17 protein-coding genes are annotated in these 21,050 nt (G+C 71.1%); 8 read left to right on the top strand and 9 right to left on the bottom strand.

The window, feature by feature from the left end:
* The first annotated feature begins 30 nt into the window (after positions 1–30).
* The 6 genes from ABT288_RS04630 to ABT288_RS04655 all read left to right on the top strand — a co-directional run bounded on the left by ABT288_RS04630 (position 31) and on the right by ABT288_RS04655 (position 8,752).
* Complete coding sequence (locus ABT288_RS04630) at positions 31–1,005, top strand: NAD-dependent epimerase/dehydratase family protein (protein ID WP_351602730.1); 975 nt, start codon at positions 31–33, stop codon at positions 1,003–1,005.
* Entirely contained in the window at positions 1,002–2,141 is a 1,140-nt protein-coding gene (locus tag ABT288_RS04635) for a DegT/DnrJ/EryC1/StrS family aminotransferase (RefSeq protein ID WP_351602732.1), read from the top strand. The genes ABT288_RS04630 and ABT288_RS04635 overlap by 4 nt, the downstream gene beginning before the upstream one ends.
* Complete coding sequence (locus ABT288_RS04640; RefSeq protein WP_351602734.1) at positions 2,138–2,845, top strand: acetyltransferase; 708 nt, start codon at positions 2,138–2,140, stop codon at positions 2,843–2,845. Before ABT288_RS04635 ends, ABT288_RS04640 begins: the two co-directional genes overlap by 4 nt.
* Entirely contained in the window at positions 2,842–3,960 is a 1,119-nt protein-coding gene (locus ABT288_RS04645; protein WP_351602735.1) for a DegT/DnrJ/EryC1/StrS family aminotransferase, read from the top strand. Before ABT288_RS04640 ends, ABT288_RS04645 begins: the two co-directional genes overlap by 4 nt.
* A 115-nt stretch (positions 3,961–4,075) precedes the next feature.
* Positions 4,076–7,636, top strand: a complete 3,561-nt coding sequence (locus ABT288_RS04650) for a DUF4082 domain-containing protein (RefSeq protein ID WP_351602736.1) — start codon at positions 4,076–4,078, stop codon at positions 7,634–7,636.
* Between the two features lie 69 nt (positions 7,637–7,705).
* Positions 7,706–8,752 (top strand): glycosyltransferase family 2 protein, encoded by a 1,047-nt coding sequence (locus ABT288_RS04655; RefSeq protein ID WP_351602737.1) that lies wholly within the window; start codon positions 7,706–7,708, stop codon positions 8,750–8,752.
* Positions 8,753–8,769: 17 nt separating this feature from the next.
* Here ABT288_RS04655 and ABT288_RS04660 read toward each other — a convergent pair whose 3' ends face one another.
* A complete protein-coding gene (locus tag ABT288_RS04660; protein WP_351602738.1) occupies positions 8,770–9,426 on the bottom strand; it encodes a hypothetical protein in 657 nt (218 codons plus the stop codon).
* A 71-nt stretch (positions 9,427–9,497) separates the two neighbouring features.
* Here ABT288_RS04660 and ABT288_RS04665 point away from each other — a divergent pair, with 71 nt between their 5' ends.
* Together ABT288_RS04665 and ABT288_RS04670 are read left to right on the top strand one after the other, a co-directional pair.
* On the top strand, positions 9,498–11,525 hold the full coding sequence (locus tag ABT288_RS04665; protein ID WP_351602739.1) for an O-antigen ligase family protein: 2,028 nt from the start codon (positions 9,498–9,500) through the stop codon (positions 11,523–11,525).
* Positions 11,522–12,439 (top strand): glycosyltransferase family 2 protein, encoded by a 918-nt coding sequence (locus ABT288_RS04670; RefSeq protein ID WP_351602741.1) that lies wholly within the window; start codon positions 11,522–11,524, stop codon positions 12,437–12,439. Before ABT288_RS04665 ends, ABT288_RS04670 begins: the two co-directional genes overlap by 4 nt.
* Here the strand turns inward: ABT288_RS04670 and ABT288_RS04675 are convergent.
* The 8 genes from ABT288_RS04675 to ABT288_RS04710 are packed head-to-tail and all read right to left on the bottom strand — an operon-like array spanning position 12,418 to position 20,916.
* Positions 12,418–13,209, bottom strand: a complete 792-nt coding sequence (locus tag ABT288_RS04675; RefSeq protein ID WP_351602742.1) for a glycosyltransferase family 2 protein — start codon at positions 13,207–13,209, stop codon at positions 12,418–12,420. The genes ABT288_RS04670 and ABT288_RS04675 overlap by 22 nt on opposite strands.
* Positions 13,210–13,220: 11 nt before the next feature.
* Positions 13,221–14,240 (bottom strand): hypothetical protein, encoded by a 1,020-nt coding sequence (locus tag ABT288_RS04680; protein ID WP_351602744.1) that lies wholly within the window; start codon positions 14,238–14,240, stop codon positions 13,221–13,223.
* The gene (locus ABT288_RS04685) at positions 14,237–15,724 is read right to left on the bottom strand and encodes an oligosaccharide flippase family protein (RefSeq protein WP_351602746.1); all 1,488 of its coding nucleotides are present in this window, start codon (positions 15,722–15,724) and stop codon (positions 14,237–14,239) included. The genes ABT288_RS04680 and ABT288_RS04685 overlap by 4 nt, the downstream gene beginning before the upstream one ends.
* Entirely contained in the window at positions 15,687–16,547 is an 861-nt protein-coding gene (locus ABT288_RS04690; protein WP_351602748.1) for a Wzz/FepE/Etk N-terminal domain-containing protein, read from the bottom strand. The genes ABT288_RS04685 and ABT288_RS04690 overlap by 38 nt, the downstream gene beginning before the upstream one ends.
* 51 nt (positions 16,548–16,598) lie before the next feature.
* A complete protein-coding gene (gene wecB / locus ABT288_RS04695; protein WP_351602750.1) occupies positions 16,599–17,714 on the bottom strand; it encodes a non-hydrolyzing UDP-N-acetylglucosamine 2-epimerase in 1,116 nt (371 codons plus the stop codon).
* Between the two features lie 3 nt (positions 17,715–17,717).
* A complete protein-coding gene (locus ABT288_RS04700; RefSeq protein WP_351602752.1) occupies positions 17,718–18,977 on the bottom strand; it encodes a nucleotide sugar dehydrogenase in 1,260 nt (419 codons plus the stop codon).
* Positions 18,977–19,747, bottom strand: a complete 771-nt coding sequence (locus tag ABT288_RS04705; RefSeq protein ID WP_351602754.1) for a WecB/TagA/CpsF family glycosyltransferase — start codon at positions 19,745–19,747, stop codon at positions 18,977–18,979. Before ABT288_RS04705 ends, ABT288_RS04700 begins: the two co-directional genes overlap by 1 nt.
* Positions 19,744–20,916, bottom strand: a complete 1,173-nt coding sequence (locus ABT288_RS04710; RefSeq protein WP_351602756.1) for a hypothetical protein — start codon at positions 20,914–20,916, stop codon at positions 19,744–19,746. Before ABT288_RS04710 ends, ABT288_RS04705 begins: the two co-directional genes overlap by 4 nt.
* Positions 20,917–21,050: the final 134 nt, after the last annotated feature.

Genomic DNA, 21,050 nt, shown 5'->3' on the forward strand with positions numbered 1-21,050 from the left:
CGTATCCGATTCCCTGAGAGGGCAAGGCAGTTGAGCAGCGTACGCGGCAAGAAGATCCTGGTCACCGGGGGAGCGGGCACCATCGGCTCCAACCTCGTCGACCTCCTGGCCGAGGGCGGCGCCCGCGAGATCGTCGTACTCGACAACCTCGTGCGCGGGCGGCGGGCCAACCTCGCCCGGGCCCTGCCCAGCGGCGTCGTGGACATCGTCGAGGGCGACGTCCGCGACGCCGCGACCGTACGGAAGGTCACCGAGGGCTCCGACCTGGTGTTCCACCTCGCCGCCATCCGTATCACCCAGTGTGCGGAGGAGCCCCGGCTGGCCAACGAGGTCCTGGTCGACGGCACCTTCAACGTCCTGGAGGCGGCGGCCGAGGCCGGGGTCGCCAAGGTGATCGCCTCCTCCTCGGCGTCCGTCTACGGCATGGCCGAGACCTTCCCGACGACCGAGCGCCACCACCCGTACAACAACGACACCTTCTACGGCGCGGCGAAGGCCTTCAACGAGGGCATGCTGCGCAGCTTCCACGCCATGTACGGCCTGGACTACGTGGCGCTGCGCTACTTCAACGTCTACGGCCCCCGGATGGACATCCACGGCCTCTACACCGAGGTGCTCATCCGCTGGATGGAGCGCATCGAGGCCGGCGAGCCCCCCCTGATCCTCGGCGACGGCACGCAGACCATGGACTTCGTCGACGTCCGCGACATCGCCCGGGCCAATGTGCTCGCCGCCGAGTCGGATCTCACCGACGAGGTCTTCAACATCGCCAGCGGTACGGAGACTTCGCTGAAGGAACTCGCCGAGGGCCTGCTGGAGGCGATGGGGGCACAGGGCCTGGAGCCGGTGCACGGCCCCGCCCGCGCGGTGAACGGGGTGACCCGGCGCCTCGCGGACACCACTCAGGCCGCCGAACGGCTCGGGTTCACCGCGCGGATCGACCTGCGTACCGGGCTGCGGGACCTGGTCGAGTGGTGGCGCGCAGAGCGGAAGGCGGCCAAGTGAGCACCGACCGCATCCCGGTGATGATCCCCTGGCTCGGTGAGGAGGAGGCCCGGGCCTCCTCCGAGGCGGTGCTGTCCGGATGGGTCGCCCAAGGGCCCCGGGTCGCCGCCTTCGAGCGGGCCTTCGCGGAGAGGGTGGGCGCCGAACACGGCATCGCGGTCAGCTCCTGCACCACCGCCCTGCACCTGTCGCTGGTCGCGCTCGGTCTTGGCCCCGGCGACGAGGTCGTGGTGCCCTCGCTGTCCTTCATCGCCACCGCCAACGCCATACGGTATGTCGGCGCCCAGCCCGTCTTCGCCGACGTCGACCTCGCCTCCGGCAACCTGACCCCGGCCACCGTCGACGCGGTCCGCACCCCTCGCACCAGGGCCGTCCTCGCCGTCCACCAGGGCGGCGTACCGGCCGACGTGCACGCCCTGCGCTCCGCCTGCGCCGACTGGGACCTGCCCCTGGTCGAGGACGCGGCCTGCGCCATCGGCTCCACGGTCGGCGGCAAGCCCGTCGGGCACGGCGCACTGCTCGCCGCCTGGTCCTTCCACCCCCGCAAGCTGGTCACCACGGGCGAGGGCGGCATGATCACCACCGATGACCCCGAGTGGGCGGCACGCCTGCGCCGGCTGCGCGAGCACGGGATGAACGCCTCGGCGGCCGAGCGCCATGCGAGCAACAAGCCGGTCCTGGAGAGCTACCTGGAAGTCGGCTACAACTACCGGATGACGGACGTCCAGGCCGCGATCGGCCTGGTCCAGCTCGGCAAGCTCGACGCGATGATCGCCCGCCGCCGTGAACTGGCGGCCCGCTACGACACGTTGCTGCACGACGTCCCCGGCCTCACCCCCGTACGCGACCCCGCGCACGGCCAGAGCAACTTCCAGTCCTACTGGGTACTGCTGGACGAGGACTTCCCCGTCGGCCGGGACGACCTGCTCGCCGCGCTCGCCGAGGCCGGGGTCTCCGCCCGGCGCGGGATCATGGCCGCGCACCTCGAACCCGCCTACGCGAGCCACCCCTGCGCTCCGCTGCCGGTCACCGAGCGGATCACCCGCGACTCGCTGATCCTGCCGCTGTTCCACACGATGACCGAGGCCCAGCAGGACCGCGTCGTGACGGCACTGCGCGAACAGGCCCGAAGATGAACGGGCTGCTGATCGTCGGCGCGGGCGGGTTCGCCCGGGAGACCGCACAGGCCGTACGGGACGCGGGCGAGTGCAGGCTGCTCGGGCACCTGGACGACAACCCCGCCCTGCACGGCACCGAGGTGGACTCCGTCCCCGTACTCGGCGGCTGCGACCTGGTCCACGACCTGCCCGACGCCGGGGTGGTGGTCTGCGTGGGCAACCCCAGGGACTACGCGGCCCGCGCCCGGCTGGTCCGCAGGCTCGGCCTGTCCGCGAACCGCTACGCCACCGTGATCCACCCGACGGCGGCGGTGTCGGCGACCTGTGAGGTCGGCCCCGGCTCGGTCCTGCTCGCGCACTGCGTCCTGACCGCCGCCGTACGGGTGGGCGCGCATGTCGCGGTGATGCCGCAGGTCGTCCTCACCCATGACGACGTGGTCGAGGACTGCGCCACCCTCGCCTCCGGCGTCCGCCTGGGTGGGGGCGTTCGGCTGGAGCGGGGCGCCTATGTCGGCTCCGGGGCGCTGGTCCGGGAGGGCACGACGGTCGGCGCGTGGTCGCTGATCGGGATGGGGAGCAGCGTGCTCGGCGACGTTCCGCCGGGCGAGGTCTGGGTGGGGAGCCCGGCCCGGCGGCTGCGCGCGGCGGACACGCCCGCGCTCGACGAACTAGCGACGCGAACAGGACGTGCGACGCGAACAGTGGGGGGACCGCTGACATGAACCAGATTCCGCTCGTGGACCTCAAGGCGGCCCACGAGGAAGTGGCCGACGAGGTACGGGCCGGATTCGAACGGATCCTGGCCGGCACCGCGTTCATCGGAGGCGACGAGGTCCGCCGATTCGAGAACGCATACGCGGACTTCGGCGGTGTCGCGCACTGCGTGGGCGTCGCCAACGGCACGGACGCCGTCGAACTCGCCCTCCGCGCACACGGGGTGGGGCCCGGCGACGAGGTCGTGATACCCGCCAACACCTTCATCGCCACCGCGGGCGCGGTGGCGAGGACCGGTGCGCGACCGGTCCTCGCGGACTGCCGGCCCGACACCTACCTGCTCGACCCTCAGGCGGCGCTGGACGCGGTCGGCCCGGCCACTCGCGCGGTCGTACCCGTCCACCTCTACGGACAGATGGCCGACGTGCCGGAGTTGGCCGGCCAACTGCCCGACCGTGTAAAGGTCGTTGAGGACGCCGCCCAGTGCCAGGGTGCGACCCGCGACGGCCGGTCGCCCGGCAGCGGCGGCATCGCGGCCACCAGCTTCTACCCGGGCAAGAACCTCGGCGCGTACGGCGACGCGGGCGCGGTGCTGACCGACGACGAGGAACTGGCCGGCCTGGTGCGCGCGATCGCCAACCACGGCGGCATCGCCAAGTACCGCCACGACGTACCCGGCTTCAACAGCCGTCTGGACGGGCTGCAGGCCGTCGTCCTGCGGGCGAAGCTGGCACGGCTGGCGGACGGCAACGCGGCCCGCCGGGCAGCCGCGGCCCGCTACGACGCGCTGCTCGCCGACCTGGCGGCCGCCGGGCGAGTCGTGCTCCCGGCGACGGCGCCCGGCAACGTCCACGTGTGGCACCTGTACGTCGTCCAGGTCACCGGCGCGGACCGCGACGCCGTCGTCGGCAAGCTCAACGCGGAGGGCATCGGCGCGGGGGTGCACTATCCCGCCCCGGTCCACCTCACGCCGGCGTACCGCCATCTCGGCCACTCCCGCGGCGCCTTCCCGAACGCCGAGAAGGCGGCGGAAGGGATCCTGTCGCTGCCGCTCTTCCCGCAGATCACCCCCGACCAGCAGCAGCGCGTCGTGCACACGCTCGCCGACGCGCTGGGCAGCTGACCGGTCCCGGACTTCACGCTCCACCCCGGCCGCACGGGCCGGTCCTGCACAGCACCGCTGAGAGGTACACATGAACAGATGGAGCAGACGGCTCCGGGGCGGCCGCCTCGCCGTCGTGGCAGCACTGATTTGGGCGGTGCTCCCGCAGGCCGCGACCGCCCAGGCGGCATCCGATCCGTGCGGCACGGGCTCGAACCCGGTCGTCTGCGAGAACTCCAAGCCGGGCAGCCCCAAGTCCGACTGGTTCTCGCCCAACGCGTACGGCGACATCCAGGGCTTCTCCACCAAGGAGAGCGTCCAGGCCGGCGACACCGTCCAGTTCAAGGTCCAGTCGAAGGTCCCGTACCACATCGAGATCTACCGGCTGGGCTGGTACGGCGGCGACGGCGCGCGCGAGCTGTCCACCGCGGCCCAGGCGGCCGTGACCTATCCGGCCAACTACCTCACCAAACCGGCGAGTTGTACCACCAAGAGCAGCACCGGCCTGGTCGACTGCGGCAACTGGCCGGTGACCGCGAGCTGGACGGTGCCCAGCGACGCCGTGTCCGGCCTGTACGTCGCGAACCTGTCGCAGACGGACGGCAACGGCCTCATGCCGTACCCGTTCGTCGTCCGCAAGGACTCCAGCACCTCCGACGTCGTCGTACAGACCAGCGACCAGACCTGGCAGGCCTACAACCACTACGGCGGCCAGGACCTCTACGGCGGCGCCGGGCCCGCGCCGGACGGCCGCGCCTACGAGGTCAGCTACAACCGGCCGCTGGACATCGGCGGCGACAACGGCATCTACGGCTCCGAGTACATGATGCTGTCCTGGCTGGAGCGCAACGGCTACGACGTCAGCTATCTGTCCGGCGTGGACGTGTCGTCGACCAGCGGTGCCACCCTGCTGGAGAAGCACAAGGTGTACATGTCCTCCGGCCATGACGAGTACTGGACGCAGAGCCAGTACTCCAACGTCCTGGCGGCCCGGAAGGCCGACGTGCGGGAGGCCTTCTTCAGTGGCAACGAGGTCTTCTGGAAGACCCGGCTCGCCCCGAGCAACGACGGCACGAACACGGCGGACCGGACCCTGGTCTGCTACAAGATGACCAAGATGGCGCAGAACAACGGCGTCGCCGACCCCAGCGGCATCTGGACCGGCACCTGGATGGACCCGACCAGCACCCAGTACGGACAGACCTACCAGCCGCCGAACATCCTCACCGGCTCCATGTTCCAGGTGAACGGCTACCGCAGCGACGCGATCACGGTCCCCGGCTCCTACGGCAGGAACCGGATCTGGCGCAACACCTCCATCGCGAACCTCACCGCCGGCCAGACCGCCACCTTCCCGACGGGCACCCTCGGCTACGAGTGGGACAGCGACGTCGACAACAGCACCAGACCCGCCGGCGCCATCGACGTGTCGTCCACGACGGTGGACGTCAACGACGGCAAGCTCCGCATGGACTGGGGCAACGTGTACGGCAACGGCACGGCGACGCACAACCTGGTCGAGTTCCGCGACCAGGACTCCGGGGCCCTGGTGTTCGGGTCGGGGACCGTGCAGTGGTCGTGGGGCCTGACCAACGTCCCGACCTACAACCCCGCCGACACGGTGGTCACCGAGGACTCCCGTATGCAGCAGGCGACGGTGAACATCCTCGCCGACATGGGCGTCCAGCCGCTGACCCTGCAGAGCAACCTCGTCGCGGCCGGGGCCTCCACCGACACCACCGGCCCCGCGATCACCGTGTCGAGCCCCGCCTCAGGTGTCACCGTCCCGGCGCTGAAGCCGGTCACCATCACCGGCACCGCCACCGACTCCGGCGGGGGCGTGGTGGCCCGCGTGGAGGTGTCCACTGACGGCGGAACCACCTGGAAGGCAGCCAAGGGCCTCGCGTCCTGGAGCTACAGCTGGACCCCGACGGCCCCGGGCACCGCGTCCATCAAGGTCCGCGCCGTCGACGACAGCGTCAACATCGGCGCCGTCACCACGGTCCCGGTGACCGTCGGCCCCCAGGCCTGCCCGTGCACCGTCTTCCCGGCCTCGGCCGTACCCGGCACCGTCAACGCGGGCGACGGCAGCTCGGTGGAGCTCGGCGTCAAGTTCCGTACCACGGCGGCCGGTTCCATCACCGCCGTCCGCTTCTACAAGTCGCCCGCCAACACCGGAACCCACACCGGCAGCCTGTGGAGCGCCTCCGGCACCCGCCTGGCCACCGGCACCTTCACGGGCGAGACGGCCTCCGGCTGGCAGCAGCTGAACTTCGCCACCCCCGTGAGCGTCAAGGCCAACACCACCTACGTCGCCTCGTACTTCGCGCCCAACGGCGGATACTCCTACGACGGTGGCTACTTCACCTCCGCTGACGCGGGCCTGGCTCCGCTCACCGCGCTGAAGTCCGGCACAGACGGCGGCAACGGCGTCTACCACTACGGCTCGACCAGCGCCTTCCCGTCCTCGCAGTCCTCCGGCAGCAACTACTGGGTCGACGTGGTGCTGGACACCTCGACGGCCAGCACGACCCCGCCCACCGTCACCGCCACCTCCCCGACCTCCGGGGCGACCGACGCGTCGATCACGGCCCCGGTGTCGGCCACCTTCAGCTCTGCCGTCGACCCCGACAGCCTGACGTTCTCTCTGAAGGACCCGGCCGGCAACTCCGTCCCGGGGGCCATCACCCTCCCAGCGTCGAACAAGGCGACCTTCACCCCGTCGACGGAGCTGGCACTGCACACCGCGTACACCGCGTCCGTCCAGGGCTCCGACGTCTGGGGCAACGCCATGGCGGACCCGGTGACCTGGTCCTTCACCACCAGTTCCACCCCGCCCGCGGTCACCTGCCCCTGCACGCTGTGGAGTTCCTCCGCCGTGCCGGCCACCACCGACATGACCGGTGACGCCAACTCCGTCGAGCTGGGCACCCGGTTCACGTCCTCGGCGAACGGCTGGGTCACCGGCGTCACCTTCTACAAGGGCACCGGCAACACGGGCACCCACACCGGCAGCCTGTGGGCCGACGACGGCACGCTCCTCGCCACCGGCACCTTCACCGGCGAGACGGCCTCCGGCTGGCAGCAGCTGACCTTCGCCACCCCGGTGGCCATCACCGCCGGCACCCCGTACGTCGTCTCCTACCACGCGCCCAACGGCAACTACGCGGTGGACGGCGGCTATTTCGCGGCAGCCCACCAGTCGTATCCGCTGACCGCCACCGCCGACACCACCGCGCACCACAACGGGCTCTACCGGTACGGCGCCGACTCGGCCTTCCCCAACAGCTCGTACGGATCCGCGAACTACTGGGTCGGCCCGGTCTTCACCGCCGACAATCCCAGCGGGTCTCTGGCGACGGCCACCGCCTCGGAGGTGACCGCGTCCTCGGTGACACACACCGCCGACGCGGGGAGCGCCCTCGTCATGGCCGTCACCGACAAGTCCGTGTCCTCCGTCGACGCGACCGTGACGATCCTGCCGGGCCCCCAGGCGGCCGCCGCCAGGAAGCTCCACGTCACAGCCGTCACCTCCTACGACCGGGCCGGCCACAAGGTGTCCGTCCACCTGTCCGCCCCGCTGCCGGACGGCACACGGTTCACGGTCACGGTCACGGCCCGGGACAAGCACCACCACACGGTGACGTCCCGCAGCTGGACCCTGACCAGCACGACCGTCCGCAAGAAGAAGAACTGACCGACCCGAACACCGTCGGTGGCCTCCGCCCAGCTCGGGGGCCGCCGGCGGGGATTGGCTTGCCCACCGATGAGCACCGTCAGTGTTGTGATCCCCTGCTACAAGTACGGCCATTTCCTCGCCGACTGCGTCAGCAGTGTCCTGGACGAGCAGAACGGCGTCGACGTCCGGGTGCTCATCATCGACGACGCCTCGCCCGACGACTCGGCGGAGACCGCACACAAACTGGCCGCCGCCGACCCGCGTATCGAGGTCCGCGTCCACGCAACCAACAAGGGCCACATCGCCACCTACAACGAGGGCCTCCTGGAGTGGGCCGACGGCGACTACGTCGCCCTCCTGTCCGCCGACGACCGGCTGGTCCCGGGCGCGCTGGTACGGGCCGCCGCACTCCTGGACGCCCACCCCGAGGCGGGATTCGCCTACGGGCGTCCCCTGCGCTTCCAGCACGGCGGCCCGCTGCCCAAGGCCCGTACGCGGAGCACGGGTTCGGTCGTCTACCCCGGCCAGTGGTGGCTCGAGCGGCGCTTCCGCGAGGGCACCGGCTGCATCACCTCGCCGGAGGTCGTCGTCCGCACCAGCCTGCAGCGCACGGTCGGCGGCTACGACCCGGCGCTTCCCCACGCCGGCGACATCGAGATGTGGATGCGGCTCGCCGCACACGCCGACGTCGGCTACGTACGCGGCGCCGACCAGGCCTTCTACCGCGTCCACGGCAAGAACATGTCCACCACCGACTTCGGCGGTCAGCTGGACGACCTGCGCCAGCGTCTCCTCGCCTTCGACTCGGTGCTGGCCAAGTGCTCCGACCGGCTGCCCCAGGCCGACCGCCTGGCCCACGAGGTGCACACCCGGCTCGCCCGCTTCGCACTGCGCCGGGCCTACCGTGCCTACGACCGGGGGCGCACGGCGCTGGTGCCGGTCGCTGACTGCGTGGACTTCGCCGAGCAGTGCCTGCCGGGGTACGAGACGCTGCCCGAGTACCGCGCGCTGCGCCTGCGCAGACGGATCGGTCCGAGGGCGATGCCGTATCTGCAGCCGCTGGTGTGGTCGGCCGTGGCCGAGCGCGGGCGGGAATGGCTGTGGTGGGAGTCGTGGAAGCGGCGCGGTATCTGATGAACGACCAGTTCTGCTCAGCCGGTCGCGGGAACGGGACCCGCGTGCCGTCGGGCCGCGGCCTGACGGCGCCCCCTCACATACCGGTCGAGCCACAACGCGCCGACCACACCCCCGGCGAGGCCCAGCAGGGCCGTGCCGGCCAGGCCCCGGCTCTTGCTGCCCTGTACCTCCGCGGCGCTCGGGGAGGTCAGGACGGAGGCGGTGATCCGCGACCCGGCGGGCACTCCTTGGGCCGTCTGCATCTCTTCGACGTGCTGGGTGTAGACGCCGATGATGCGGCGCACCGCGGTGACGGCCGCGTCAGGGCCGGACGCCTGCGACTGCACCTGCAGGGAAGGGATCAGGTAGCGCGGTGTGGCGCTGGTGCCGCTGTTGCGGGGGACGAGGTGGTAGGTCCCGCGGACGCCCGCCGCGTTCAACTCCCCGGCCCCGGCGGGGGACTGCAGCTGCTGGACGACCGCGTAGGAGACCACGGCGAGCGGCGGCTGCAGATTGGTGAACTGGTTGGGCTGGTTCCGCGTCACCGGCGGTTTGAGGACGACCACCGCGGAGCCGACGTACTGGGGGGCGGGGCGCAGCACGTGGTACGCCCCGGCGGCCGTCAGCAACAGCGCGACCACCAGGACGTACCAGCGGCGGAGCAGCGCATCGGCGACGTTCCCGGGCGACATACGAGTTCCTTCCGTCACCCCCGATACTGGCAGGACGCGGGGCTGGATGCCACCGAATGGGGGGATGGTTCGTGAGCCTTGGTGAGATATGGGCCATTCTGCGCAGACGTTGGTACTTCATGGTGCCCTTCACCCTGCTCAGTCTGCTCGGCGGCGCGTATCTGTACGTGACCGTGCCCGTCTCCTACCAGTCCCAGAGCTCCGTGGCGCTGCTGGACTCCTCCGCCGTCGCCCGGCTGGCCCCCACGTTCGGCAACCCCATCTCCAATGCCGGCGGTTCGCTGATCGTCACGGCCGACGTGCTGATCAGGACCCTCGAATCGGCCGACGCCGCCAAGGAGTTGCAGAGCCGGGGGGTCACGGATCCGTACACGGCCGGCTTCGCGCCGGAGAGCGAGAGCCCGCTGCTCTCGCTCAGCGTCACCGGAACCGACCGGGCGAAGGTGCTGCGGGAGACCAACACCCTGACGGACTTCGCCGGTGAGCAGCTGAAGGCCCTGCAGGCCGCCGCGAAGGTCCCGCCCACCTACTTCGTCCAGACCGCGCCGGTCGTCCTGCCGCAGACCCCGGTGTCGAAGTCCAAGAGCCGCTACCAGGACGTCGCGGCGGTGGTCATCCTGGGCGTCGTCAGCGCGTTCCTGCTGTCGATCCTGCTGGAGGGCGTCGCGGTGGTCCGCCGGCGGCGGCGCGCCGGGAACGGCCTCGCCCCGCGCCCCCGGGATGCCCCCGGCCGCCGGCGGGTACGAGCAGGCCTGCTCGGCCGACGGGTCGACGCCACGGCGGTCCTCACCGTCTACCTGGTGCTGGCCTTCTTCATCCCGTCCAACCTGGCCCTGCCCGCGCTCGGCGGCGTCGGCACCCCGGCCAACGTCTTCGCCCTGCTCGGACTGTTGTGGTACCTCGCGACCTGGCTCGGCGGCCGTATCCTTCCGGCGCCGGGGACCAGGACCCCCCGGGTCGCGCTGTGCGGGCTCGGGCTGGCCGTGCTGGCGGCGTACATCGCGGACGCGATGCGCGAGAGCTCGCACGAGGAGGTCCTCGGGGCCGACCGAGGGCTCATCGGATTCCTCGTGTGGGTGTCGCTCGTCGTCCTGACCTCGGCGGCCCTGCAGGAGCGCGGCCGGCTGGACGTCCTGATGCGCCGGATGGTCGTCATGGGGTCCGTCGTGGCCGCGATCGGCTTCTACGACTTCTTCGCCGCCACCAACATCGCCGACTCCATCCACATCCCCGGGCTCCAGACCAGCGTGGCCCAGGTGAGCGTCATGGACCGCGGCGCCTTCACCCGGCCCCGGGCCACCACGGCCCAGCCGCTGGAGTTCGCCGGCATGCTGGCGATCCTCCTGCCCTTCGCCATCCAGCAGGCCCTGGATCCGGTACGACGCCACCTCCACGCGCTGCGCCGCTGGGGCCCGGTGCTGCTGATGGCCGGAGCGCTGCCCCTGTCGGTGTCGAGGACCTCGATCATCGGCCTGCTGCTGGTGGCGCTGGTGCTGGTGCCGCGCTGGAAACCGGCCCGGCGCTGGGCCGCGATCGCCGTGATGGCGGCCTCCGTGGCCGTGTTCAAGGTCCTCGTTCCCGGACTGATCGGCACGATCACGGGCCTGTTCGCCTCGTTTCTCTCCAACTCCGACAGCAGCACTCAGGCCCGTACGGTCAAGTACAGCGCGATCATGCCCTATCTGAAGGAACATCCGTGGTTCGGACGGGGCTTCGGCACCTTCACTCCGGACCTGTACTTCTTCACGGACAACCAGTACATGCTGGGCCTGGCCGAGATGGGCGTGCTCGGGCTTCTCGCCCTGCTCCTGCTGTTCATCACCGGCATCCACCACGGCGGCACCATCCGGCGCCTGGCCCGCACCGAGTCCGATCGCGAGCTGGGCCAGGCCTTCTTCGCCTCGTCACTGGTCGCCATGGTCATCAGCGCCACCTTCGACTCGCTCAGCTTCCCCATGTTCGCCGGCATGTTCTTCCTGATCCTGGGGGCGGGGGGCAGCTATCTGGGCTTCGTACGGCGCGAGGCTGCCGCCGCCGCGGTCCAGGGCCCCGGTCAGACCACAGAAGTCCAGCTCCCCCAACTCGTGGAGTCCCGATGAGCCCCGTCGCCGTCATCGTCGTCACCTGGAACAGCGCCCCGGTGCTCCCCGGGTTCCTCGCCGCGCTCGGCGAGGGCATGGCCGGCCTCGACTGGCGGCTGGTGGTCGCCGACAACGACTCGGCGGACGACACCGTCGAGGTTCTCCAGAAGCTGGCCCCCGACGCCACCATCGTCCAGACCGGCCGCAACGCCGGGTACGCCGCCGGCATCAACGCGGCGCTGGGAGCCGCCGGTGAGTACGGCGTCGCTCTCATCTGCAACCCCGACATCCGGATGCGGCAGGGCTGCGCCGAACGGCTCGTCGAGCGCCTCGGCGACGGAGTGGGGATCGCCGTACCCCTTCTGTACGAAGAGGGCCGGGACACGCCCCACTACTCGCTGCGCCGCGAGTCGAGCGTGCTGAGGGCCCTCGGTGAAGCCGTCATCGGCAACCGCCGGGCCGGGCGGTTCCCGCGCCTCAGCGAACTCGTCACCGACCCCGCCGCGTATCGACGGCCCACGCGCGCGGACTGGGCGACCGGCGCCCTCATGGCCGTCTCGGCCGACTGCCTGGCCGCCTGCGGTCCGTGGGACGAGTCCTTCTTCCTCTACTCGGAGGAGACCGAGTACTGCCTGCGCGCGCGGGACCTGGGGTACGGCACGCAACTGGAGCCGACGGCCGAGGCGGTGCACCTGGGGGGCGACTCCCAGGTCTCGCCCCGGCTGTGGGCCCTGCTCACGCTCAACCGGGTGCGGTTGTACGGGCGGCGCCACGGCGCCGTCGCAACGGCGTGCTTCCGAGGTGCCGTGTTCCTGCGCGAGACGTCGAGGGCGGCCCTCGGCAGGAGGGCCAGCAGGGCGGCGGCGGCCGCGCTGCTCAAGCCGGGCGCCCTGCGGGCCACTCCAGGACCTCAGCCGGACCACGTCGTGTAGAAACTCCCGGGGTTGACCAGGTACCGCACGGTGGCGTACGGCACATGGCGCACGCGGTGCCGGCGGCCGTACCGCCGGACCAGCTCCCAGTCCTCACGCGGGAGCACGTCCGGCGTGCGCCGCAGACGGCTGAAGTGCAAGGCCCGGTTGCGCCGCGCGACGAACGCGTTGGTGTCCAGAAAGGACTCACGAGCGGCCCGGCGACGGTCGAACGGCACGGACAGGATGTCCCGCTCCCTCCCGTCCGGCAGGACACGGCGCAGCGCCGTGTAGACGCCGTCCGGCCCGCCGGGGGACTCCAGGACCGCCAGCGCCCGTTGGAGATGGTCGGCTTCCCACAGGTTGTCGTCGTCCAGGAAGGCCACGTACCGCGAGCGGGTGAGGCGGATGCCGACATTGCGCACGACGCCGGCCACGCCGGTGTTGCGCGCCAGCGAGACGGCGAACAGCCGTGGGTCGTCGGGGAGTTCGGGGAGGCCGGCGCCGTCGTCGACGACGACCACGACCTGATCGCGCACGGTCTGTGCCAGGGCCGACCGGACGGCCGCCCGCAGTTCGTCCGGGCGGCGGTGGGTGGCGATGACCGTGGCGACGAGGGCGGCGGGCAGGGGTGCGGCGGCGGCCGCGAGGCGGCGGACCTCTGCGCCTTCGAAGCGGCGCAGCCGCAGTGCGGAGGGCAGGAGCAGGACCTTGTTGCGCAGCTCGAAGAGGACGAGCCAGCCGAAGGTGTGCTTGAGGAGCTCCCAGGGGGCGCGGGCGATGCGTCGCATGATCCTCTTTCTCAGCCGGCCGGCTCGGGGGTGATCGGGGTGCCGTCGGAGAAGTGGTTGTTGCGCCAGACGTTGCCCGGACCGCGGGCGTTCCAGGCGGTGACGGCTCCGTAGACGCCGGAGTTGCGGTGGTACCGGGTGGAGAAGACGTTGTTCGTGACCGTGATCCCGGTGGCGCCCGCGCCACCCCCGTAGAGGGCGTACGCGCCGCCGGCCAGCAGGTTGCCGTCGACGACGGTGTCGTAGACATGGCCGGTGTCGGCGAACAGGCCCAGGGCGGCGGACGCTCCCCGGTCGACGGCGACGGGGTTGAGCAGGGTGTTGTGGCGGATGATCAGCTTGCCCTTGGTGCCGCCGCCGCTGATCACCGCATCGGTGTGCTGCCACTCGCCGCCGTTGTTGCGGAAGGGGACGAGGCCGTGGACGTAGTTGTCGTGGAGGTGACCCTGGCCCATGGAGAGGGCGTTGCCGAAGACGGAGATGTCGCACCAGCCGACCTCGACGGAGCTGGTGCCCATGTTGGACACGGCGTAGTCCACTCCGCCGTTGTCGGGGCCCTGGCCGGGGACGGCGGTGATCGTGGTGTGGAGGACCCGCAGGCCGTGGTAGCCGGGGCGCAGGTTGACCCCCCACCAGTTGGCGGAGGTGATCTTGCTGTCGATGATGGTCACGTCGTTGGCGTAGACGTCGAGTGAGCCGGTGATGTCCCACCCTTTGATGACGGTCCCGTCGGTCTTGACGCTCATGTTCCCCGTGGAGTGCGGTGCCAGGGGGATACGGGGGCCGGTGGTGCGGGCGTCGGGGAAGCCGGCTTCGCCCGGTGCCGCGGTGGCGGTCGGAGACGCGCCGGGGGAGTGGCTCCGGGCGGGCGGCGCGGCGTCGGTGCCTGAGGAGCCCGAGGAGCCCGAGGAGCCTGAGGAACCCGAGGAGCCCGACGAGCCCGAGGAGCCCGAGGAGCTCGAGGAGCTCGAGGCACACGCGGCGCACAGCAGGAGGGCCAGGACGGCGAGCAGGCGCCGGAGCCTCGTCATACGGTCTCCGGTTCCGGGGAGCCGAGCAGGAAACGGCGGCTGGGCAGCACGCACACCACATAGCAGCCCAGGGCGACCGCGCCGATGCCGAACAGGGCGAGGGTGCCGTCGCCCAGGATCCGCTTCGCGGCGAGGACGACCAGGGTCATCACGGCTCCTCCGAGGAAGGGCCAGGCGCAGGCCCTGGCGAGGGGCCCGAGGCCGATCCCGGCCTGCCCGAGGGCGTAGAGGAACGCGGGTACGACGAGTCCGGCGGCGACCAGCACATGGCCCTGGGAGACGCCGACGATGCCGTGGAGCCGTGCGCCGACGACGAGGACGGGGATCAGGGCGACGACCCACAGCCCCTGGGTGAGGATCAGGGAGCGGCGCTGCCCGGTGGCGACGAGGCAGTCGTAGGCGAGCTCACAGCCGATGCGGACCAGGCCCAGAGCCATCAGCCAGGGCAGCGCGTCGGCGGCGGGCAGCCACGTGCTCCCGTACACCAGGTGGACGACGGGGGCGGCGAGGCCGCCGAGCAGCACGCACAGGGGTACGGTGCCGGTGACCAGGACGCCCAGAGCGCGGCTGAAGCCACGGGCGAGGGCCTGCGGTGAGTCGGCGAGGCGGGAGAAGCCGGCGAAGGACACGCGGCGGGCGGCCTCGGAGATGACACGCACCGGCCAGCCGGACATGTTGAAGGCCAGGACGTAGAAGCCGAGGGAGACTCCGCCGAGCGTGGAGCCGACGACCATGGTGTCCACGTTGACCACGGCGAGCGCGAGAAGGCTCGCGCCCGCCAGCGGAAGCCCGAACTCCAGCAGCGCGCGGGCCTGTTGGGTATCCCAGCCGAACCGCAGCGTGCCGGGAGCGGCCAGGGCACAGCCGACGAGGGCGGCGATGTTTCCCGCGACCGCGCCCCAGGCGAAGCTCATGGCCCCCCAGCCGGCGAAGGCCAGCACCAGCGTCACGCCGGTACTGAGGACGAAGTTGAGCGCGTCGATGAGCATCCGCCTGCCCTGCGCGAACTCCCGGGTCAGGAAGCCGGCGGGCACCTGGGCCACCCCGTCGATCACCAGGCACAGGCACATCACCCGCAGGACACCCGAGGCGTCGGGCGAGTCGAGCAGCCCGGCCACCGTCGGTGCCGAGACGAAGAGGGCGGCGTACAGCAGGCCGCTGGACGCGGTGGCCAGGGTCAGCACGGTCGGCGCGAACCGGCGGGGGTCGCCGTCCCAGCGGACGATGGCCAGGCTGACGCCCAGTTCGTTCGCGGAGAGCAGGACCAGGAGCACGGTCTGCGCGATGCCGTACACGCCCCACTGGGCCGGTCCGAGGGCGAAGCGCGCCAGCAGGATGCCGGTGGCGAAGTTGCCGAGGCGCATCACCACGGTGTTGACCAGGCTCCAGCGGGCCGCCGAACGGACCTTTCGGCCGAGGGAGTTGGTGGCGGGGGTGTCGCTCGGCTCAGCGGTCTCGCTGTCCGGTGTGCGAACGCTGTCCATGAGTCGATTCCTCGTCGAGCGGCTCGGCGGCGGGCGCCACGGCCACGACGGGCCGCCCGGCCCTCGGCTCCGCGGCGGACCGGTTCTCGGCGGACCTGTTCTCCGCGGTCCGCGACCAACTGGGCGTCGTCCGGAGGGCGATGGTCTGGTCCGCGACCGGTTCTCCGGCCGCCGGCTGGGGGGCGGCGACCGGCTGTGCGGGTTCTTCCGGTCGCGCGGACGTCTGCGACCGGCGGCGCGCCTCCACGTAGAAGACGGCGACCAGGCTCAGCACCAGGCCCAGGCACCCGCCCATGATCATGTACTCGAGCCGGGTCTTGGTCTGCGCCACCGGGTTCTGCGGGGGCACGACGGCCGTCATACGGATCATGGCCTTCGGGGCGACCGACTGCTGTTGCTGGAACTGATCCAGCCGCTCCTTGGCATACGCGGTCAGGATGCGGTCCGAGGACAGGACGGCGGCCTTGTCGGTGCCGGTGACGGTGAGCCACATCAGCGGCCCCTGTGCGTTGTCGGCGAGCTTGGCCTCGAAAGTCCCCGTGGCGCCGCGGGACTTGAGCTCCCGGACGGAGCCGTCGGAGTTGAGATTGCGGGCCAGACTGTCGGCCATGCCGGTGAGCGAGGTCTGGGTGCTCAGGAACGGGTTGCCGTCATAGGCCACGGTGGCCTTCTGGGAGTTCAGCAGAACCACCGTGCTCTGCGACTGATAGGTGACCGGAACCAGCAGGGCCACGGCGACCATCAGACCGGCGGTCAGCAGCAGCCCGGGCAGCAGGATGTACCAGCGCCTGCGCATGACACGGAATATCTCAGCCAGATCCATGGTGGTCCCCCCTCGCGCCCCGACGTTCGACGAGCATATGTGGCAAGCGGATCATATGGGGAACGTTCGGTCGGTGGGCCTCGGCCGCGTGCGGGCGGTGCCTCCCCCCAGCAGCACGTCGGCGATGCGGTCGCTCGCGCGACCGTCCCACAGCTCGGGCCGACGCGGCGCGGGCGGATCGTCCAGCACCCGGTTCACGGTGGTCACGATGCGCGCCGGATCCCGGCCGGCCAGCACATTGGTGCCCTGCTCGACGGTGATGGGCCGCTCGGTGTTGTCCCGCAGGGTCACGCACGGCACACCCAGCGCCGTGGTCTCCTCCTGTACGCCGCCCGAGTCGGTCAGCACGAGCCGGGCGGAGTCCTGCAGGGCGATGAAGTCCAGGTATCCGGCGGGCGGTACGAGCCGGATTCCGCCGGGGACGCCGATGTCGGCCAGCCGCTGCGCCGCGCGCGGGTGCACGGGCAGCAGCAGCGGGCAGCGGCCGGCGATCTCACCCAGGGCCTTCAGGAGCGCGGCGAGGACCTCGGCGTCGTCCACGTTGGCGGGGCGGTGCAGGGTGACCAGGCCGTACTCGCCCCTGGCCAGGCCGTACCGGCCCAGGACGTCCGAGCTCCTGGCCCGCTCCAGGTTGGCCAGCAGCGTGTCGATCATGACGTTGCCGACGAGGTGGACCTGGTCGTCCCGGTACCCCTCCGCGCGCAGGTTGTCGGCGGCGTCGGGCGAAGGCGCCAGCAGATAGTCGCTGACGCGGTCGGTGACGACGCGGTTGATCTCCTCCGGCATGCTCCAGTCGCGGCTGCGCAGCCCGGCCTCGACATGCGCCAGCAGCGGTCCGGCCTTGGCCGTCACGAGGGCGCAGGCCAGGGTGGAGTTGATGTCGCCTACCACGACGACGACGTCCGGGGAGACCTCGCCGAGCAGGGGCTCGAACGCGGTCATCACGCGTCCGGTCTGCTCGGCATGGGTGCCGGACCCGACGCCGAGGAAGCGGTCGGGCGGCCGGATGCCGAGATCGGCGAAGAACACGTCGTTCATGGCCGGGTCGTAGTGCTGGCCGGTGTGGACGAGTACCACCTCGGCGCCCCGGCGTTCCAGGGCGTCCATCACCGGTTTGATCTTCATGTAGTTGGGTCGCGCCCCGGCGACACAGACGATGCGCGGCATGGCTCAGAGCACCTCGATCGTGGGTCGGGAGGGCAGCCGTCGACGGCAGTCGAGGACGAACGGAGCGTGTTCGGCGATGAGTTCGTAGTCGAAGCTGTCGTGGTCGGCGAGCAGCACCACCACATCGGCGGACTCCAGCTCCTCCTGCGTCAGTTCGACCCGCACCAGCCGGGTGTCCACCGGCAGGCCCTCGACGACGTGCGGGTCCGCCGCCTTGACCTGGGCCCCCATGTCGAGCAGCAGCTGGGAAATGCGTAGCGCGGGCGACTCTCGGGCGTCGCCGGTGTTCTTCTTGTACGCCAGGCCGAGCAGCAGGATCCGCGAGCCGTTCACGGAACGGCGTCTTTCGTTGAACAGGTCGCTGATCCGGCGCGCCACGTACTCGGGCATGTGGTTGTTGATGTCGTTGGCCAGCTCCACGAAGCGGAAGCTCTGACCGAGTTCGCGCTGCACCCGCCAGGACAGGTACGAGGGGTCGATCGGCAGGCAGTGGCCGCCGACGCCCGGTCCCGGCGTGAACCTCATGAAGCCGAAGGGCTTGGTGGAGGCGGCGTCGATGGCCTGCCAGACGTCGATGTCCAGGTGATGCGCGAACATCGCGATCTCGTTGACCAGCGCGATGTTCACATGGCGGAAGGTGTTCTCCAGCAGCTTGGCGAGTTCGGCCTCCTTGGGCGACCTCACCGGCACGGTGGTGTCGACGAGCTGTGCGTAGAAGTCCTGCACGGCCTTGAGCGACGCCGCGTCGACGCCGGACACGACTTTCGGCGTCTCCTTGAAACCCCAGACCGCGTTTCCCGGATCGATCCGCTCGGGGCTGTAGCCGAGATGGAAGTCGGGCCCGGCGGTGAGACCCGAGCCGTCCTCCAGGATCGGCGCGAACAGCTCCTGGGTGGTGCCGGGATATGTGGTCGACTCCAGGACGACGGTGGCACCTGGGCGCAGATAGCGGGCGAGGGTGACCGCCGATTCCTTGATGTAGCGGAGGTCGGGCATGCCCTCGTGCAGCGGGGTCGGCACGGTCACGACGGCGACGTCGAAGCCGCCGCAGTCGCGGGCCGATTCGCTCGGACGGTAGGTGCCCCGGTCCAGGGCCGCCCGGATCCGCTCGGAGGAGACGTCCTCGACGAAGGACTCGCCGGCGGAGAGGCTCTTGACCCGCCGGGAGTCGACGTCGTAGCCGATCACCTCGTGTCCGACCTCGGCGGCGCGGATGGCCAGTGGCAGGCCGACGTATCCCTGTCCAACCACGACGACGCGCATCAGTGACTCCTGTTCGCGGGAGCGGTCGACGGGGTGAGCCGGAGGAACTCTCGCGCCGTCATGAGGACGAAGGCAGCATTGGTGGTGAGATAGCGCCGGCCCAGGCGGCGCGGCTCCTGCAGTGCGCGGTAGAGCCATTCGAGCCCCCGCCGCTGCCAGGACTCGGGGGCCCGCTTGGTGACCCCGGCCAGGATGTCGAAGGAGCCGCCGACACCGTGGACGACGCGGGCGCCGGTGCGTGCGCCGTAGGCGGCGGTGAAGATCTCCTTCTTGGGCGAGGTCATGCCCAGGAACAGCATCTGCGCGCCGCTTCGGGCGATCTCCTCCGCTATCGCCTCCTGCTGGGAGTCGTCGAAGTAGCCGTTGCGGCTGCCGGCCACCTTCAGGCGCGGGAAGCGGTCGGCGACCCGGCGCAGCATGTGATCGAGCACGTCCTGTCTGGCGCCGAGGAAGTACACCGACATGCCGGCCGATTCCGCCTCGGCCAGCAGGCGCAGGAACAGGTCGATACCGGCCACCCGTTCCGGCAGCGGGGCGCGTAACACCCGGCCGGCCCAGACCACGGCCTGTCCGTCGGCGAGGACGAGATCGCAGCCGGTCACGGCCCGGGCGAGCCGGGCATCCCGCCGCATGTTCACCAGCTTCGCGGCGTTGACGACCCCGATCTCGAGCTGTCTGCCGTCCCGGACCGCCTCCAGGCAGCGCTGTACGGTCTCGTCCATGGTCAGCGGGTCCAGCTCGATGCCGAAGAGGGACTGACGCGCCTTCATATGCGGCCCCCCTGCCAGGCGTGGAGCATCCAGCCGAACTCGTAGGGCCGGCATTCGCGGTCCACGGAGAGCGGCCGGTACAGCCGGTCCAGGGACTTCAGCCGGAGGTTGGGAGCGACCCGGGTGCCGAGTCCGCGGGCGGCGCGTACGGCCTTCCTCGGGTCGCCGCGGTAGACCTTGCGCCAGGTGGCGCCGAGCTCGTCGAGGATCAACGGCTCGCGGTGCTCCGGGCGTTCGGCCAGTTCGGGCACGTCCGTCATCCAGCGCAGACCCTTGCGGACCGACGCGCCGAAGTCGGTGCCGCCGGCGTCGGCGAGGTCGAACAGGGCGGTCGGCGCCATCGCGTGCTGGTGGACGCTGTAGACGGGGTAGCCCTCCACGACACCGCCGGTGCGCGCGTCGTAGTGCCACCACCACTGCCCGCCGTCGCCCTGGAGCTCGCAGATGCGTGTCGCGCACGCATCGGCCGCGGCCAGTGCCTGCGGATCGCCGCCGCCGTCGCCGCCGGCGTGCGCGCGGGCCAGGGCCTGGAGCGGGTACGTCTGGTCGGCGAAGCAGCTCACGTGGGCCCGGTACCAGGGCACGAGGCCGGGCCCGGTGGCGTGCGGGAACAGCGGGCTGTTCCCGATCCGGGCCCGCAGCAGACGGTCGCGGGCCGCGGTGAAACGGCTCTCCACGTCGACCGTGCCGCGAGCCGCCGCGAGCGCGGACAGCACCCATGCGGCCTCGACGGTGTACTGCGGCCGGCCGTCCTCGTCCAGGGCCGCGACCCGTGCGACGGCGTCGGACAGTTTGGGATGTCCGGTCTCGGCGGCGGCCCAGGCGATGAGCGCCGCGTCGCCGAGGTTGGCCACCCCGGGCAGCGATTCGATCAGCAGACCCGTGAACTCCTCGGCGGTACGCCCGCCGAGCACCGCGCGCTGGCGGTCCTCGGGCAGGAACCGGGCCCCCAGCGCGGTGATGGCCGCGTACCGGGTACTGGTCCCGCGCCGCTCCAGGGTCCAGGAACCACCGGGAGCCTTGCGCCCGGCCATGGTGAACGCGAAGGCCTCACCACCGGGGAGCAGCATCGACGGAAGCCCCGACTCGGCGACCGCGAGCAGTCGCCGGGCCAGCGCGAGCAGCGGCGGCTCCTCACGGCCGAGCGCCGCCAGGCGTGTGATCGTCATCTTTTGCGCACACCAACCCCCCTGTGGGTCCTCTTTTTTTGCGCAGACTCGTGATCGCCGCGTCGCGAACGGCCACGCGGCGGAAAGGCAGACAACGGAACGTCAGACATCAGAACGTCAGACATCAGAGCGTC

The sequence above is a fragment of the Streptomyces sp. NPDC001093 genome (genome assembly GCF_040298985.1).
Lineage (GTDB): Bacteria > Actinomycetota > Actinomycetes > Streptomycetales > Streptomycetaceae > Streptomyces.